Annotated in this window: 19 protein-coding genes; 5 read left to right on the top strand and 14 right to left on the bottom strand. The window is 54.7% G+C overall.

What is annotated here, in order from left to right:
• Positions 1–85: 85 nt before the first annotated feature.
• Entirely contained in the window at positions 86–1,369 is a 1,284-nt protein-coding gene (locus tag KR100_RS09160) for a hypothetical protein (RefSeq protein ID WP_038545072.1), read from the top strand.
• Between the two features lie 41 nt (positions 1,370–1,410).
• Here the strand turns inward: KR100_RS09160 and KR100_RS09155 are convergent, their stop codons facing one another.
• On the bottom strand, positions 1,411–1,794 hold the full coding sequence (locus KR100_RS09155; protein WP_038545071.1) for a DUF805 domain-containing protein: 384 nt from the start codon (positions 1,792–1,794) through the stop codon (positions 1,411–1,413).
• A gap of 78 nt (positions 1,795–1,872) precedes the next feature.
• Here KR100_RS09155 and KR100_RS09150 point away from each other — a divergent pair, with 78 nt between their 5' ends.
• Positions 1,873–2,262 (top strand): hypothetical protein, encoded by a 390-nt coding sequence (locus tag KR100_RS09150; protein ID WP_038545070.1) that lies wholly within the window; start codon positions 1,873–1,875, stop codon positions 2,260–2,262.
• A gap of 147 nt (positions 2,263–2,409) precedes the next feature.
• Here the strand turns inward: KR100_RS09150 and KR100_RS16560 are convergent, their stop codons facing one another.
• The 7 genes from KR100_RS16560 to KR100_RS09120 form a co-directional block, all read right to left on the bottom strand.
• Positions 2,410–2,577, bottom strand: a complete 168-nt coding sequence (locus KR100_RS16560; RefSeq protein ID WP_204207670.1) for a hypothetical protein — start codon at positions 2,575–2,577, stop codon at positions 2,410–2,412.
• A 467-nt stretch (positions 2,578–3,044) separates the two neighbouring features.
• Entirely contained in the window at positions 3,045–3,638 is a 594-nt protein-coding gene (locus KR100_RS09145; RefSeq protein ID WP_038545069.1) for a 2OG-Fe(II) oxygenase, read from the bottom strand.
• A gap of 4 nt (positions 3,639–3,642) precedes the next feature.
• Positions 3,643–4,077 carry a 23S rRNA (pseudouridine(1915)-N(3))-methyltransferase RlmH gene (locus KR100_RS09140; RefSeq protein WP_038545068.1) on the bottom strand — a complete coding sequence of 145 codons (435 nt, stop codon included), beginning with the start codon at positions 4,075–4,077 and terminating at the stop codon, positions 3,643–3,645.
• Positions 4,074–4,535 (bottom strand): hypothetical protein, encoded by a 462-nt coding sequence (locus tag KR100_RS09135; protein WP_038545067.1) that lies wholly within the window; start codon positions 4,533–4,535, stop codon positions 4,074–4,076. The genes KR100_RS09140 and KR100_RS09135 overlap by 4 nt, the downstream gene beginning before the upstream one ends.
• Positions 4,536–4,545: 10 nt before the next feature.
• Complete coding sequence (locus tag KR100_RS09130) at positions 4,546–5,034, bottom strand: pentapeptide repeat-containing protein (protein ID WP_038545064.1); 489 nt, start codon at positions 5,032–5,034, stop codon at positions 4,546–4,548.
• A 33-nt stretch (positions 5,035–5,067) separates the two neighbouring features.
• The gene (gene sodC, locus KR100_RS09125; RefSeq protein ID WP_038545063.1) at positions 5,068–5,601 is read right to left on the bottom strand and encodes a superoxide dismutase family protein; all 534 of its coding nucleotides are present in this window, start codon (positions 5,599–5,601) and stop codon (positions 5,068–5,070) included.
• A gap of 92 nt (positions 5,602–5,693) precedes the next feature.
• Positions 5,694–6,173: an aromatic acid exporter family protein gene (locus KR100_RS09120; RefSeq protein ID WP_051847429.1), complete on the bottom strand. Its 480-nt coding sequence runs from the start codon at positions 6,171–6,173 to the stop codon at positions 5,694–5,696.
• A gap of 250 nt (positions 6,174–6,423) precedes the next feature.
• On the opposite strand from KR100_RS09120, the gene KR100_RS14475 reads away from it, so the two are divergent.
• A complete protein-coding gene (locus tag KR100_RS14475; RefSeq protein ID WP_051847425.1) occupies positions 6,424–8,040 on the top strand; it encodes a recombinase family protein in 1,617 nt (538 codons plus the stop codon).
• 111 nt (positions 8,041–8,151) lie between these two features.
• Here the strand turns inward: KR100_RS14475 and KR100_RS09110 are convergent, their stop codons facing one another.
• Both KR100_RS09110 and KR100_RS09105 read right to left on the bottom strand, forming a co-directional pair.
• Positions 8,152–8,787: a hypothetical protein gene (locus KR100_RS09110; protein WP_038545062.1), complete on the bottom strand. Its 636-nt coding sequence runs from the start codon at positions 8,785–8,787 to the stop codon at positions 8,152–8,154.
• A 133-nt stretch (positions 8,788–8,920) separates the two neighbouring features.
• Positions 8,921–9,589, bottom strand: a complete 669-nt coding sequence (locus tag KR100_RS09105; RefSeq protein WP_038545061.1) for a hypothetical protein — start codon at positions 9,587–9,589, stop codon at positions 8,921–8,923.
• A 73-nt stretch (positions 9,590–9,662) separates the two neighbouring features.
• On the opposite strand from KR100_RS09105, the gene KR100_RS09100 reads away from it, so the two are divergent.
• Together KR100_RS09100 and KR100_RS15925 are read left to right on the top strand one after the other, a co-directional pair.
• Entirely contained in the window at positions 9,663–9,863 is a 201-nt protein-coding gene (locus KR100_RS09100; RefSeq protein WP_038545060.1) for a hypothetical protein, read from the top strand.
• A gap of 302 nt (positions 9,864–10,165) precedes the next feature.
• Positions 10,166–10,306, top strand: coding sequence for a hypothetical protein (locus KR100_RS15925; protein WP_156098006.1), 141 nt, complete (start codon positions 10,166–10,168; stop codon positions 10,304–10,306).
• A gap of 112 nt (positions 10,307–10,418) precedes the next feature.
• Here KR100_RS15925 and KR100_RS09095 read toward each other — a convergent pair whose 3' ends face one another.
• From KR100_RS09095 to KR100_RS09085, 4 genes are all read right to left on the bottom strand, one after another.
• Positions 10,419–11,165, bottom strand: coding sequence for a hypothetical protein (locus KR100_RS09095; RefSeq protein ID WP_038545059.1), 747 nt, complete (start codon positions 11,163–11,165; stop codon positions 10,419–10,421).
• A gap of 124 nt (positions 11,166–11,289) precedes the next feature.
• Positions 11,290–11,574 carry a hypothetical protein gene (locus tag KR100_RS16365; protein ID WP_162176505.1) on the bottom strand — a complete coding sequence of 95 codons (285 nt, stop codon included), beginning with the start codon at positions 11,572–11,574 and terminating at the stop codon, positions 11,290–11,292.
• Positions 11,575–11,904: 330 nt separating this feature from the next.
• A complete protein-coding gene (locus tag KR100_RS09090) occupies positions 11,905–12,228 on the bottom strand; it encodes a hypothetical protein (RefSeq protein ID WP_038545058.1) in 324 nt (107 codons plus the stop codon).
• Positions 12,229–12,369: 141 nt separating this feature from the next.
• On the bottom strand, positions 12,370–15,081 hold the full coding sequence (locus KR100_RS09085) for a DUF3854 domain-containing protein (RefSeq protein WP_038545057.1): 2,712 nt from the start codon (positions 15,079–15,081) through the stop codon (positions 12,370–12,372).
• Between the last annotated feature and the right edge of the window lie 213 nt (positions 15,082–15,294).

Here is a 15,294-nt window from a genome sequence, read left to right as displayed (position 1 = left end):
GATTGTTTGTTGCTAGCAAGGCATTGATTACAAAGATTCGACAAGCGCTATGGCAGAAAGTCAAACATTCCCGTCCACTGGCGAGTTGAACAATGATCCGGACATTTATCACATTCTCAGCAGTTCAACAGCTGGTGCTAACGGCCACGGATATAAGCAGGTTTGGTTGACATCCGGCGGCAACAACCCTTCCTATCCCTATGCGGGAGGAGACAATCCTGTCCCTGAAAACGATTGGGAAAGTTTTGTTCCGGATCCTGGCTTTGAAAAAATCGATCTCAAAAATGCTTTTTTTGATACATCAATCAAAACCTTTGGTGCGAGTCCGAATCAACCTGAGGGGACTGATGATTCCTTTATGTTCATGAAAGACAACCAGGGTTATACCTGGTTTTACGGAACAATTTTTCAGCAAGCCATGATTCCCGATGGCCTGTTCCCAGGCGAGGATCCGTTTGTTGCTGCGACGAATGAATCATTGCAGGAAGGCCAGATGAGCATGCTGGTGAATGATAAAAATCAGTACGAGGCGTTTCCTGCTGAGAATGAACAAGGTGAGAAAATCACTTACTACTTTATTGAGGATCCCTGGGGAAATGAATACATCGCTCAGGGTACCAATACCAGTGATGTGAATTCAGCTGAGCCCGGCTCTGCAGAAGCTCTTGCGGCTTTGTTTAGTGCATCGGTTTTGCCAGAGGGGTGGTCGAAGTCTTCACGCGAGCTAGAGGAAGATTTTGTTCTCCAGCCAGCAACGGGGGATGAAAACTCAATACCGGAACTCAAATATAATTCTGTTTCGGATCATCAGAGCATCCTCTATTACCAAACGGATTGGTCGTCCTCAGGCAAGCTGCCAGCAATGTTGATTGAAGGCATGCCGGCCTGGAACAACGACGAGGATGGAACGCTGATTGGCAGCAAAATCAGTGACGACTTGCATGGCGCAGAAGGCAAAGACCTCCTCAAGGGCAAAAAGGGCAAGGACTTTCTTTACGGCAATAAGGGTGCCGATACGCTGATCGGTGGACATGGTGACGATGTTTTGACCGGTGGTTCCGGGGCTGATGTTCTTAATGGAGGGAGTGGTCAGAATTCTTTTGGTGATGAGCAGGATGGCAAGAAAGACGTTCTTAAGGTGAAGCAGGACAAAAGTCCCGATCGAATTATTGGCCTTGATCAAAAAGATGTCATCGAAATCAAGGCAAATGGAAGCGACAGCGATGGTGTTTCTGTCACGGTAACCAGCGAAAACCTCGCTGCAGTGGGAGAATCATTGTTGATTTCCTTGGATGGAGATGCCATTGCCTATTACACAGGCAACAACCTTTCAGCGAATGATTTGGTTGCGATGGTTCAGATCACATAAACAAGACAACCGATCGCTTCAGGCTTCAAGCCTTTAATCGATCAAGCACGGGGTGATTCTCCCCATGCATTGGGTTCTTTGCTGCCCATTTTGTGAGAGACGATCGGAAGCATGTAACAGCTCTTCAGGCCCATGCCGAGGTCGTGAAGACGGCGAACACACAACGAGGCATAGGCGAATGGAAGGCCCACGTAATAAACAACTAAGGGAAGTGAAAGGATGATCAGAATGATATTCTTGACATTTGGTGGCAAGAGATTGAGGATTGGAGAAGTAAGTGTGATTAAAATAAGGTTGAAGATAACGAATACAATTTGGAAGTAGATAAAAAGAAAGTATTCCTCTCTTGAAGCTCGTCCTTCGTAGACAAATGATTTCTTCAGGCTTTTGTTATTGCTAATCAGGGAGTCTTTCAGGCGGAGCATCGATAATGTGCAATCTTTCGGCAAGATACTCGGTTGTGTTGAAAGTGGAGTATTTATGTAGACGTAGTTATTTCAACCATGGCCGACAGCCCCTATCTCGTTGCGTTGGCACTGATGGAGCAGGGGGGGAAGCGGGCACTCCCCCTGGCCGGTCGATCTCAAAAGCAGGTGGCTGAGCCAGGAGACGTACCCAGGGACCTGGGTCATGCTCTGGCGTTGGAGTTGTTGCTTCGCGTTTGGCAGCGCAGTGATGACGGTGCGCTTTGTCGCGCTGCAGCTGCTGAGAGTTTGTTGTTGGTGGAACTGGCCATGGAGCGGCTGCCCGAGGACCTGCCGGTTCTGAAGGCCGCCTGGTTGACATCCGGGGATCTCGGGGCGTTCAAGGCTGGATTACGCAAGATCAGCGAGCGGGCCTGGACCATCTCCGTGGCGAAGTTTCAACCGATTTCGTTGATGCCGCTTTGGTAAGCCCGAGGCGCTCATTCGCCCAGTTGGCGACCAAAGCGGACAGAAGGGCGTCGCGATGCCCGAAGACGCGAATCAAAGTCTCTTGTTGCGAACTCCTCGCAAGTCAACAGGAGTTGATGGAGAAATGCAAGTGATTCTCAATTGCGTTCATGAATGGGTTGCTGGCTCCTCCGCTTTGAGGTGGACCTCCATGCAGCGCGTCATGCAGCTGCCGTCATTCAGGTCGCATTCGGAGATGCAGACCAGGTAGCTGTCGACGGAGGCCCAGCGACCATCGGCGTTGGACTGGCGTTGATCGGCCTTGTGTTCTGGCATGGCTGTGAGGTATCGGGTGATTGCTATTTATCACCGGCAATGAGAAATCCAAACTGAAACGTAAAGGCATAAAAAGTACCTAGGATGAATTACTTATTCGCCGTCAATCAATTTGTTATTGATCGTTGTCTGCCCTTGCTGCTCGTCATACTTATTTGCGAAATAATAAGTTCACAGGGCTTTTTCGTTCCTGTGTATTAATTTGCTCCCATTCACTTCTGGAGATGGGAATGAGTGTCCAAAAACAAGCTTCAGCCTGCCATCTGAGCTGGACTGTTACCCGCGTTTCTTCGCGCCTTTACGCGGTTGCTGCTACGTCAAATGGGGCTGACTACGACTTTGTTGGCAACTATCGTTCCTTGTCTGATGCGCATCGGGCTGGGCGGATGTATGCGCACCAAACCATGCACCAGACCCATGCAGCAAGCCGCGCAGTGGTTTCTGCGGCCTGAGGCGGATGGCGTGGTTCAGGGGCTGTCTTGTCTGAGGGCTTGTCCCCACACATTCACGGCCAAGGAATAACGCTCGCCTTCAAATGGGTTGATGCGGTGCAACACGCCTGCTGAAAAAATCACCAGTCGATTCACGATCGGTGGGACTGAAATCACCGATCGGAATGGGGGGAGTCCGACTGGGCTGCCCGCTTGGGCGGGTTGGCTGTCGGCGATCAGCAGCTCTCCGCCAGCGCAGCGGCTGTGGGGATAGAACACCGTGGACAGCATCGGGAGCTGGTAGCTGCCGGACTCGACCGCCAATGCCTCATCTTTGTCGATATGCCAGTCGAGGTCGTTGTTGGTGTTGCACCACCACTCCACGCCAACGGCATTTGGGGCAAACCGTTGCATCAGCGGCCCAAGAGCGCGGTCCAGATACGTCGCCATCAGGGCCTGATGTTCAGCGCTGTGGGGGGACCGTGCTGGCGGACTGCCCTGCGCCATCGGGATCCAGCTGAACAGGTTGTCGCTATCCAGCCGTTGTCTCAGCTCTCCGTGGACCTCGCAGAGTTCCTTCAGGGCTTGCATGTCCTGCTCTGGAAGGAACTGGTCGACGATGTGCAGCATTGGCTCAGGCGCGGTGGTATGGGCTTCCCTGCAGGATGGACTGGGCCCGGAACAGCTGTTCGATCAGGATCAGTCTGGCCAGTTCGTGGGGGAAGGTCATCGGGGACAAACTCAGTGTCCAGCGCGCTTCAGCCTTGAAGGCATCGGTGAGGCCGTTAGCGCCTCCGATCACGAAGGCGATGCGGTCATGACTCGCTTGCTCAAGCCATTCGGCGAAAGGCACCGATCCAAACGTCTCTCCTTCCTCCGTCAGCACCACCAGTTGTTCATCGGGGCGCTGGGCGGCACGAAGGGCATCGGCTTCCTTCTCGCGCGTGCTGTCGCGCAGTTCCTGGATCTGGAGGCCAGGCAGGCGCTTCCGGTAGAGATCAATCCCTTCCTGGATCCAACGACGGCGCACCTTGCCCACCGCCAGGATTCGGAGGCGGGAGGAATTCAATCGCTCTCCTCGTCGTCCTCGAGGAGTAGCTGTCCAAACGCCACATAGAGACGTTCTTCCTCACTCCCTGGAGCCACGTTCGGACGACTGGGAGGGGTGTTTTTACCGCGGCCTTGATTGCTGACAGGGGGAGGAGCAGGGAGGTTGGACGCGCTGATCGAGTCCTGGTTCGCCGGTCGGCCGGTCGTCTGGCGTTGCGCTTCCAGTTGCTTCAGGCGGGACATCAGGTGATCAGGGACGGTGCCGTCGTCGCTGGCGCTCATCAGCTCCCTGAACAGGGCCTCCGGATCCTGCTCCGTTTCAACTTTGTGGAGTTGCGGCCCTCGATGGTTTCCGCTGTTCTGGCGTCCTTTGCTGCCGCTCGACTTGCTCGAAGCTGGCTCTGGATCCGGCAGCTTCTGGGGGAGCTGTCGTCCCAGCTCTCGAAGTCGATCAAGACTGCGTTGATCAAAACTCATGGCTCTGCGTTCAGCTGCAGCCGAGGCTGGTGCGGGTGTCGCGGCCGGTGGTTGGATTTGTTCCGCTGGCCACGGCGCAAAGACTTTTCAGTTGATCGCCCCTCATCGGCACGTCGGTGAAATCGGCGCCGCTGATGTTGACGTCCTTGAAGCGGGTGTTGAAGGCGAAGGCGCCTTCCAGCACTACATCGCTCAGGTCAGTTCCGGTGAGCACAGCCGAATCCAAGGTGGCCTCGCGCAGATCGGAACCGCTGAGATCGGCATCCTGAAGCTTGGCTCCATAGAGGCTCGCACCCCTCAGATCGGAGCCGGAGAAGTTCGCCTCGCGCAAGTTGCTGAGATTGAAGGTGGCCCCGCGTAAATCCCGGTTCGAGTAGTCCGCTCCGATCAACACCTGTTTGGCCACGTCCATGGCGGCGCTGGCAGGTGTCCCGGCACCAAGGATCACGGGGATCATCAACGCCACAGCGGTGAAAAGAGACAGAACGAGGCGGCCCATTGGTGTAACCGGGGTGACTCGACCCTAGGCGGCCTAGATCGTTGCTTTCGGCAGACCGCAGGCCATGCGGGCCCCACCGCCACCCAGGGGAGGCTCATCGCTGTAAGTGTCGCCACCGCTGTGGAGGATCAAGGCATGCCCCTGCAGATCGGCGAGCTTGAGGCGTGGCGCCACAACCGGTTCCGTGGTTCCCCCATCGGCGGAGACGATCAGGCGGCTGAGATCGCCGCGATGGCCATCGCCGAAGGGCCCGAGATGGCGGCCGGTGTTGTCGGGATCCCAGTGGCCTCCAGCGGCCAGACCTGCAACGGACACCCCGTTCTGCACGGCGGGCTGGCAGCTGCCGTTTTCATGCAGATGGAATCCGTATTCACCGGGTTGGAGTCCTGTCAGGTTCGCTTCGATCACCAGGCCGTCATCGCTGTCGAGGGCTGTCATTGTGCCGATGCTCTGGCCAACTCCTTCGGAACTGATGCGGTGGAGGCTGATCTCCTCGGCCAGTACGGGAGCGGCGTATCCCGTGATCGTGAGAGCCAGGGCGAAAAGAATGGCCAGTAATCCCTTCATGACTCTCGATCGAATGAGAGATTCATTTTGGAGCAGATCGACAGCTCTCTGTGTTCAGTGACGAACGTCAGCAGACACCTCGGCAGAGCTTTTTAATCAGTGTCAGGTTTCTCCTGAACGGGCCAGATCCGCACCACAGCCAGAGCGACCAGGATGCCAAGGGCCACATCCACAAAGCGCGTGGCAGCTGTCATCCAGACCGCACTTTTGTCCGGTGATGTGACCACCACTGTCAGTGCGATGGCTCCAAAGCGGAAGGCGCTGGGATGCAGGCGCACCAGTTTGCAGACCAGGCCAAAAATGGCGATGGCCAGGGCGTAACTGATCAGCCCGTGGGGTGTCAGGGAAATCTGTAGCGCGGCGAGCGTGACCCCGAAGAAGGTGCCCAGCAAGCGGCGTCGGGCGACGACAGCAGCGCCGTCAAAAGCGTCCAGGGAACAGACGATGGCTGAGATCGGTGCCCAGAAGGCTTCCGGCAGCTGCAAAAGCCTGGCTAAGGTGAGCGAAAGCACGGCCGCCACGGCGGTCTGCAGTGGTGCGTTGATCCAGGTGGGCAGTGTTCGTCGAGCCATCCAACAGATATGGCTAACAACACGATGGCGAGCTTCCACAACACAGGGGAACGCTGTCGTCCAGTTGCCCTTGCTTTGTGCGATGACCCACACCGATCAGCGTGGCCAGCAGGCGGAACGGCATGCAGCTGCGCTGCTGCATCAGCGGGGCTGGATGGTTCTGAATCACAACTGGCGCTGGCGCTAATCCGCTTATAAATTCAACTTGTTCACAAGGGCAGCCCCTCCACCCAAGAAAGGCCTGACAGCAATGAAAGTTGGCTATCTGAGGATCTCGGATAAGGGGCAAACCGACAACGTCACCGTCGACGTCCAGCGCGCTGCATTGCTGAAAGCAGGTGCTGAGAAAGTTTTCGAGGACCTCGGCGTCAGCGCTTACAAGGAAAATGTCGAGCGACCAGGGTTTGAAGAGCTCATCGAATGGGTTGAGCGGGGCCAGGTCTCTGTCCTCATCGTCAACAGCCTTGACCGCCTGAGCCGCAGCGAGTGGAACACCGCACGGATCAACCGTTCACTAAGGCAGGTCGGAGCCAAGATCCTCAATCTCCAGGTGGGATGTGAGGAGGAGCCTGGAGAACTCGGGCAGGATCTCTTCGCAGCAGTCGCGAGAGACGAGAGTCGTAGGAAGTCAAGGCGAATCAAGCAGACATACCAGTCGTTCAAGGACGCTGGCCTGTCGCATTCGGCCCGTGCTCCATGGGCCATCCGGATTCCGACAAGAGCCAGCATCCGCCGTGGTGATGACCCGGCTGATTCGGAAGAGCGGGTGCCGATCCGTGACGAGACGCATTACCCAAAGGCCCGTGCCCTGGTGGAGCACTACCTCAGCAATGGTTGCACCCATGCTGAGCTGTTTCGCTTCTGCCAGGCCGAGGAAATACCACTTCACAGCGCCTCGAGCTGTCGCAAATGGCTGACTCATCCGATGGTCGTTCGCCTGATACTCCACGCAGGGGAGCCAGCCCAGATCGCGAAGGTCGCGGCTCGTCATGCCCATGGGTGGAAGCGACCCACAGCGGCACCAGTTGAGAGCCACCCATTGAGGGGTCTTGTTTTCTGTGACCGGTGTGGCCGGCAAATGGCGTCTGCAAATCAGAGGTCCGCGCTTAAGTGCGCGAGGCAGACCTGCCCGAACACGAAGCAGGTACGAGGTGAGCTGATCAGCTGGGCCATCTCAGCAGCGCTGGCTAAGGCGACGGAGACGGCTACCAGAAGACTCCTAGATGCAACGCAAGGCAGACAAGCAACGTCCAAGGAGATCGAGCTGCAAAGCCAACAGCAGGCCCTTGAAAAAGCCATCAAGAGCGCCCCGGCGTTGGAGGCAACCCTGAGACCACAGATCGACGGCTTAGCCCGTCAGCTAGCGGCGCTACAGAGCACAGACCTGACTCAGTGGCAGACCTTGGCTCAGGACTGGCTCAAAGGTCATGGGACGTGGAGCTGGTACCAAATTCCTGGGAAGCTGAAGCCACGTATTTACAGGGCTTTAGTCCGATCAGTTCACTGCGACGAGGGCCGGCCTCTGCGTGTCGTCTTAGCGGATGGGACTGTCGGCGAAACACCCAACGACTGGCCCGAGATCACCAACGCCGGCGTCACCTACGGGATTGAAGTTTTTCCCAACGGCAAGACAAGACGCGCCCCACTACGGGACGAAGGACCAGACCTCCTCGGCTGGCATCGCCTGCTGCTCACGGGGCAGGCCCTAGAAGACTTCGCCGAAGTGAACCATGACAAGTGGCAAGAGCATCACGACGCTGAACGCAGAAGAAGGGCGGCGCAGGAATTGTCTGAAGAGGAGATGGCTCGGATCATTGAAAGAGGGCCGCCAGAAGGCGGCTTTGTCACAGCCGAGTTGGAGCTCTAAGGCAGTCGATAGCAACTTCAGCACCTAGCTGACGTTCCTGAGAGCAGACTCTGCTTCTTCAGTAAAAAACCCCGCCATTGCTGACGGGGTCCGATCAGAGGGTTGATTTAGTTAACAACCTTGCCGACTTCTACCCTCCTGCTCACCACCTTGGGAGAACAGTGCTTCCATGGCTGCTGCATCTAATTCAATATCAGTAAAAGCTCCGCCTTTATCCATCTCTTCCAGCTCTTCTGCTAGTTCATCGCGATCAAACACATACCCTTCTTTCTTGCCATCCTTGATCACACGCTTGAGTGCTTTCTTGGGCTCCAGGTTGAAGTCAACTAACAGATCAGCTTCTTCTGAATCCGTCAGTGTTTCTCGGTAAGAGGCAATCTGCTCTTTGGTGTCACCACCGTGCTCGTGGCCATGGTCGTGCTCATGATCATGGTCGCCCGTAACAGCATCAAATGCCTCCATCCCCTCAAACTGCTCAGCACTCAACTCAGGCTTGCCTTTGAACTTGGCGATCAATCCACCAACCTTCTTGGCACCCCAGCCTTTAGCAGTGCCGTTCTCGTTGAGGTACAGCTTTCCTTTCTTCTCGTCATAGACCACAGCAGCATCAGACTTCATCAGCTGCTTCAGCTCTTTCTTGCTGGATGCGATGGCAAAGCTGCCGCCCGCGGTGCCCTCAACGCTGTAGCTGGCATCAGGATCAACGGCTTTGACCTTGCTGACCTTCTTGGCGTTGAAGTCAGGCATGGGGTGCAGCAACTAAAAGAGTGCTGCTCTTTTTAGCCCGATATCAGGGTTTGAATGCCTCGACTGGGCAGCTGTGAGTCCTGTACAGGCAAATAAAAAACCCCGCCAAGCGAGCGTGGGCAGTGCATTTCATTTAAGATCCACCTCTACCGTTACCCTCCTGTTGGCCACCCATCCCCATCAGTGTTGTAAGGGCTGAAGCATCTATTTCCACGTTGCTGAATGCACCTGCATCATTCATTTCATCAAGGGCTTCTCCAAGTTCAGCCTTATCGAACTTGTAACCCTCTTTCTTGCCTGCCTTCACGATGCTCTTGAGACCCTTTTTGGGGTCAATCAACGTCTCGCCATAAAGCTCAGACACCTCGGATTCACTTAAGCCTCCGCGGAGAGAAGTGATCTGTTCCTTGATGTCACCACCATTGCTTCCAACACCACCGGTGATGGCATCACCCTTATGAGCTGAAAGACCTTCGAAGTGATCAGCGGTGAGGTCAGGCTTGCCTTTGAAGGTGGCAAGCAAACCACCCACCTTCTTCTTTCCCCAACCTTTGGCAGTGCCGTTGTCGTTGAGGTAGAGCTTGCCTTTCTTCTCGTCGTAGACCACATCGGCATCAGACTTCATCAGTGCCTTGAGTTCCTTCTTGCTGGAGGCAACTGCAAAGGATCCATCCTCGATGCCATCAACATGGATCAGGGCATCAGGATCAAGGGATTTGAGCTTGCTGGGTTTCTTGGCTGAGAACTCCAGCACCTCCTCGCCATGGTCGTGGTCATGACCGTGATGGTCGTGGTATGCCATGACGATCAATGCGGAGTGTGCCTTTCTAGCTGAGTTCCAGTGATCAAGCCTGAAGACAGTGACGCTTTAGCTGTTGCTCGTTGATCAGCGCATCAAAAACCCCGCCATTGCTGACGGGGTGGTGTGTGTGAGGTCTGTCGGGAGATCGATCAACATACTCAAGCTTCTCTATGAGTTTGATTATGTAATCAGCGAAAAGACTCATAACTTGCGTAAATTCATTCCGGGAAATGATTTGGCATCCATTATTCAGAATTATGCCGGCATTGGTTAAGATTAATATTTGGGAGAAATGTAGAACGGCTGTGATTGCAGTTCATTTCTTAAGTCTTGAAGGCTGTCGCCCTGATCATAGATTTCAATCGCCGAATAGATTGGCAATAGCTTGCGGCCTGATTCATCCTGTTTAAAGTCCTTTGAAAAACTAGACTTGCTGTCGGGCATTGATCTGTATTTAACTGCCTGAGTATTCCGACTCCTCTATTTGTGGCATCAGTCTTCGTTCCCCGTGCCTAAATCATTCATGCCTGGCACGGCCTGAACAATGAGTCGACGGACGCCGTCCTAATCGGTCTGGTGCTCCTCCTCGGAATCGGTGCGACGTTCGCCCTGGGCGAGCGGCTCTCCACCACCCAGAAGACCCAGCTCAGCGCAGGTGCCGTCGGTGCTGCGGTTGGTCTCGCTGTTGGTTATGGCATTGGCAGGTTTCGGCCGTAGTCATCTGGTGGGAATAGCTCCTTGAAGAGGGGGCCTTTCGACGGGTGTTGATCATTCGAAGGGCGACCTTTAAGCAAATCGCTCTTAGGAAAGTTCTGCTTAAACGTCACCCCTATCCCGAAGGCAGCTCACCTTTCACCTTTGATCGGCCTTTGCCGCATCCATACCAGACACCTCCGAGCTGTCTCACGACAGTCCCGACTGCTTTTACGGCGTTAGAGGCCTTGTCGGTTGCCTTGGATTGGCTGGCCCGAATTTCCAAGGCATTCGACTGCTTCAGCAGCGTTACCGCTTCGGGTGATTGCAACAACAAGCCGCAGTTGATGATGTCTGGGTCGTCCTTAGCTCTCGGTGTCCCGTCGCAGAGCAGTTGAAGTCCAGAGCGCCGTAATAGCTCCACCACCTTGACTGCATTGGCACCGACGAGATCAACCAAACCACCAGCATTGGCCCGCCGTTCGATGACAGCTACCTCTTCAATGCTCAGGGTCCCCATCAGCCCCTTCAGGATGAGCTGTACGGGCTGTGATTGGTCCTCCATTAGCAGTGGAACCACGCAGTCCTTAGCAGCCTTGCGGGCCTGTTTCTGTTGCTTCTGAGCGTGCTCCGGATCAGGCATTGCCTCGAGGGTCCAGCCGTCTTGATGTAGGTAAGCCAGGGCGTAATCGGTGAACAGCGCAAGCTCAGTTATTGACCGCTTGAAATAAGTCAACGTCGTAGCGATCATGAGTTCCTCGACGGGGTCAAGGTTGTCGATATCGCGCCCATGTTCGAACATTGATTCGAGGACGATCCGAGCGTTCTCCTCACGGTCTGAGGTGAAGAACGGGCAGCTCCTGTCGATCTCGGTCCTCGGCAAGTAGCCGTAGCAGGTCTTGAGTGTCCTTTCGCGGCGTGCTCCCTGGCTTACGCAGTTCGGCGGCAGTGTCAGGCCACCGGCAGCCCAAATATCAACTTCGATGCATCTTCATCTTGAAGAATGGCTATACATCGTTGTCTCTCATTTTTGTAGAGGCTCGAATGATTGCTTGTGCCTTTCTCAAACTAATTGGTTTGCCCCAGACAAATTCAACGAGTGCTTTCCTGCCTGCTTCACGCCTGTGCGGACTTCCAAGCACGCGTTCATTAGGATCAGGGCTAGTACGGATTCCATATTCACCAACCATCCATAAAAGTGCACATAGCTGGTCTGGAGAGAGATCGGCAGCCCAAGAAGTGTATTTACCTATTCGAAGCTGTTCACGGTCAAGAATAAGTTGGTTTTCCATAACAAAAATGAAATAGCGGGCTAAGGGAGTTCTGTCGATCTAAGTATATATTATTTTTTCTAAGGTGGCGACTCACAAAATCCTGCAAATTTAATACCTGATGTTAAGCGCATGATGGAGTTAATATTTATGTTCCATCGTCGCACCTAAAACTGGAGATTTACTCCCTCATCTGATGTATTCGTTTGACAGTTTTATCCCTCAGCTGAGGGATGAGCATTACTACGACGTCCTTAGCCGCTCCAATTTCAGCAGGCATTTTCTTACGGGCCAAGACCAACTGGCCCTACGTTCGATCCCAGTGGCAGGTTCGGTGTAGTGGTGATGGACTCAATTGAACCTCCTGTAACCCTCCGCCAGCTTCTCCTTGTAAAAGTCACGAGCAGCATCGACGTCCGTCTCAGTCATGTGTTCGCCGTTGTGGGTGATTACCACCAATCTGGGAGCAAACGGATCAGGAGTGAACACAAATCGATCTTCACCTTTAACAAGGGCAAACCGATTGATCACCCGAGGCGCATCTGGGTCGAAGCGTTCATGCCGCACGACTTTCCGCCGAATGCCATCAGGCCCGTCCTCATACCGATCAACAAAGCTTCTTCTGTATTCCATAGTCAAATGATCCACGCCGTGACTGGTGAACGCATCCCCCATCTGGGGGATTTTTTGGTCAATATCAGTTCCTCGTCATTACTGGATTAAAGCAATACAAGACCCTACGGAGTAAGACAGGGGCGTAAGCGAAGTCGAAGTGTCACCATTTTTGTTGTGGTCTGTATTGGTCTTTAGACCCCACTACATTTTTGGTGACACCTCCATGGCGTCCAGGTTGTAGAGGTAGGACCGCGTCCCCTTAGAGCGAACTAGTTTCCTCTCAACGGTGAACCCAGCCACCTTGAGCAGCGCCTTAGCGAAAGTCGCTTTCACCTCGTCATCTGGCCCTGGAACCTCAGTGCGACCACCGAGGACATCACGCAGTTCCCGGGCTTCGTGCTTGTTGAGACTCTGTACTTCCGCCGCCATGGCGAGGAATTCAGGACTGTTAGTGGTGAAAGAACCGGCAGAAATCAGGTCATGCATCCTGACCCGCTGCAGCCACTGATAGGCATGACTGGGGTCAACTGATGCCAGGTCCACCCAGGTGCCGTTCTTGGTCTCCCTGTTCGCCTCTGAGCTGGCCTGACCAATGGTCTTCTGACCAGTCATGACCTCATGGAGAAGCTGTGTTCTACGGTTCAGCTCGGCCTGCTTGGTCTGCTTGTCCCGCTGGGCCTTCGGGATGACAACGGCGTTGTCGCTGACTAGCTCATCGAACGACCGGAGCGTGTAGCCCTGATCGATTAGACGGCAACGCAGGACGTGTTCGTTGTTTATTGCCTCGTAATTGGTCCGAGCTTCCAGGGCCACTGAGTAAAAAACAGTTGTTCGATTTACACCTTTTAGGTGCTCCCGGTACAGCTCCTGCATCTCAGGGTCTATCAGGACAAACCTGGCGCGGCTGACATCTTTTGTTGACGTCCGACCGGTGCCGGTCTTTGCCATCGGTGTTGAAACAGGCGACAGCATGATCCGACACTCTGCTTTGCGTGCCCTGGCGACGGCCTGCATGGCGTCTTGTGGGCCCATTGCGAACTGCTGAACACAGGCTGCGATGCCAACGGTTGAGGCCTCATAAGAGATGCCTGAGACGACGGACGGGCTGTAGCCAACTAAGGGGTACTGAGCCGCGACGGCGTTGGTGTCGGCCATCAATGCAGCGACCTCTTCAGTTTTGGAGTTCTCGCCGTGGATCAAGAAGCTGCCAGGAAAAGGAGCGCTGAACGATTCAAGGGCCGTTTTCTTTCCCATCGAGATCCAGACCTGCCGGCCTTGATCACTGGTCTGCCCGCAAAGCTGTTGGAGCTTGTCGATGTTGTCTGCGGAGGCTGCGCCATAGAAAAGGTCAGACCTCCTGCGAAAGGTCGTGTTGATGACCTGTGGCTGGACGCCAGACAGGGCCTGCAGCCATTCCAGTTCGATGTCGCCAATACCAGCTTCAGCAGCGATAACGGTGACTTCGGGATTCCGGATCAACCGTTCGAGCGCCTTAATGGCTTCTCGTCTGATCTTGGGCATGGCATCCGTGCCATCCAAAAGAAGATGCAGTGCTGCCTGGGTGACTTCATCGAGGAACAGGACTGCCGGCCTGGGGTTCTCTTCCAGCTCGTGACTCCACCTCCATAGGTCCCATTCGCCGCTCTCCTTTTTGATCGATTCGCAGCAGCAGAAAAGACCGTCCCGGAGCCCCCCCTCTTCGCGCTCAAACGTGCCGAGAGGTGAACTGAGATCCCTGACGCCGTACTCGGCTGCGCCTTTATGAACAAGCGAGGCCCGGTGATAGAGACCAAGCACGATGACCTTGTGTCTGAAGGCCTCCTCCATTAGGTCGATAGCACCAACTGAGGCTTTCGTCTTGCCAGTGCCTGTGGGCCCCTCCAGGGCGATCACTCGGCTTTGCTTTTGGGCTTGGATAATGTCCATCGGTTCGAATTCCCGGTCGATGGTGGTTGTCCTCCAGTCGCCTTTGATCCGTGAGTAATGCCCCTTCTCGACCTCGTTCAGATTGAAGCTGTCGGTTTGATCAGCTGAGCGGTCGAACGTCTCAGCGACCAGCGCCTTTCCTTTCGCAGCGAAATAGTCGTCTGTTTTGCCAATGATTGGATCTGTCCAGGTGAACCAGTTGGCATAAGCTCCGGCTCGATTCAGTTGCCCTGTCAGACGTTGTGCCGTGCGTTCTGAGCGACTGCCGTTGTCGAATCGGACCACCATCCGACGGCCGCTCTTGGCGAGCATCCTTAGGGGCACACGGAGGCGATCTGAGCGGGTCTTCTGTCCACCTGAGTTGATGCCGTTAATGCCAACAGCGAGCTGACCGTGAGAGGTCGAAGACAACGCCTTTAGAGCTGACTCCTCGACCCAAATGGGGACTGCAGGGTTGCTGAAAATGAACTTCCAAGCCTTCTCAGGCGTGTAGTCCTCCCGGGTGCAAATGAATCCGTGATGGTCCAGTCGATGCATGGCGTACTCCCAGTTCAGTGGCGGCAGATAGACCTTCACTTGGGTGCCCGTGCAGTCGAATCGCACCTCTCCCTTTTCTCCGGTCCGAATGCTGGGGTGTTTCCGCTGGCCTGCTAGTTGCAGCCCTGACTTGAGCACGCCTTTGTCGGTCACCCAAACGCTGTAGAGATTCCAGTTCTGTGGAGGAGTTGACCGGAATTTGTAATCCGTCTTCCGGGTGATAGATCTCTCTCGGTTGGCAACCTCGTTGTTTTTCAGATCAGGGTTGTCCCTAGCTGCATTGATCTTTTCCCGTGCTTTGCGGTCGAGAGCATCACGCCAGCCGTCGTCGGCCCCAAGGGTGAACGTTCCGCTGACGTAATCGTCTGGATCGATTAAGTGATTTAAGACCAACTCGTTTCTGAGTTGCTCAATCTCGCTGGGCTTGTTGCCCTCAAATGTTTTCTTCATTGCACTGGTGGAAAGTGGAAAGTCCGGACCCACCAACCGCGCTCCACCAGGGGCAATGAAACCCTCTGACGCAGTTGGCTATCCGGTTCGGGAGATCAAGCCCGAAGTTGTTTGGCGAAAGCGTCTTAACTGCTCTCGCCGGCAGTTTTCCGAAGGCTTTAAGCTTTATCTCGAAAAAAGGCGACCCATCAAGCTACCCATCGTTTCACTTGT

The sequence above is a fragment of the Synechococcus sp. KORDI-100 genome (assembly GCF_000737535.1).
Classification (GTDB): domain Bacteria; phylum Cyanobacteriota; class Cyanobacteriia; order PCC-6307; family Cyanobiaceae; genus Parasynechococcus.
This window is presented reverse-complemented; position numbering and strand designations above follow the sequence as displayed.

Excerpts from the sequence above, each read along its gene's own strand:
- KR100_RS09155 (WP_038545071.1), bottom strand. The coding sequence starts at position 1,794 with ATGCTCCGCCTGAAAGACTCCCTGATTAGCAATAACAAAAGCCTGAAG.
- KR100_RS09150 (WP_038545070.1), top strand. The coding sequence starts at position 1,873 with ATGGCCGACAGCCCCTATCTCGTTGCGTTGGCACTGATGGAGCAGGGG.
- KR100_RS16560 (WP_204207670.1), bottom strand. The coding sequence starts at position 2,577 with ATGCCAGAACACAAGGCCGATCAACGCCAGTCCAACGCCGATGGTCGC.
- KR100_RS09145 (WP_038545069.1), bottom strand. The coding sequence starts at position 3,638 with ATGCTGCACATCGTCGACCAGTTCCTTCCAGAGCAGGACATGCAAGCC.
- KR100_RS09135 (WP_038545067.1), bottom strand. The coding sequence starts at position 4,535 with ATGAGTTTTGATCAACGCAGTCTTGATCGACTTCGAGAGCTGGGACGA.
- KR100_RS09130 (WP_038545064.1), bottom strand. The coding sequence starts at position 5,034 with ATGGGCCGCCTCGTTCTGTCTCTTTTCACCGCTGTGGCGTTGATGATC.
- sodC (WP_038545063.1), bottom strand. The coding sequence starts at position 5,601 with ATGAAGGGATTACTGGCCATTCTTTTCGCCCTGGCTCTCACGATCACG.
- KR100_RS09120 (WP_051847429.1), bottom strand. The coding sequence starts at position 6,173 with ATGGCTCGACGAACACTGCCCACCTGGATCAACGCACCACTGCAGACC.
- KR100_RS14475 (WP_051847425.1), top strand. The coding sequence starts at position 6,424 with ATGAAAGTTGGCTATCTGAGGATCTCGGATAAGGGGCAAACCGACAAC.
- KR100_RS09110 (WP_038545062.1), bottom strand. The coding sequence starts at position 8,787 with ATGCCTGACTTCAACGCCAAGAAGGTCAGCAAGGTCAAAGCCGTTGAT.
- KR100_RS09105 (WP_038545061.1), bottom strand. The coding sequence starts at position 9,589 with ATGGCATACCACGACCATCACGGTCATGACCACGACCATGGCGAGGAG.
- KR100_RS16365 (WP_162176505.1), bottom strand. The coding sequence starts at position 11,574 with ATGGAAAACCAACTTATTCTTGACCGTGAACAGCTTCGAATAGGTAAA.
- KR100_RS09090 (WP_038545058.1), bottom strand. The coding sequence starts at position 12,228 with ATGGGGGATGCGTTCACCAGTCACGGCGTGGATCATTTGACTATGGAA.
- KR100_RS09085 (WP_038545057.1), bottom strand. The coding sequence starts at position 15,081 with ATGAAGAAAACATTTGAGGGCAACAAGCCCAGCGAGATTGAGCAACTC.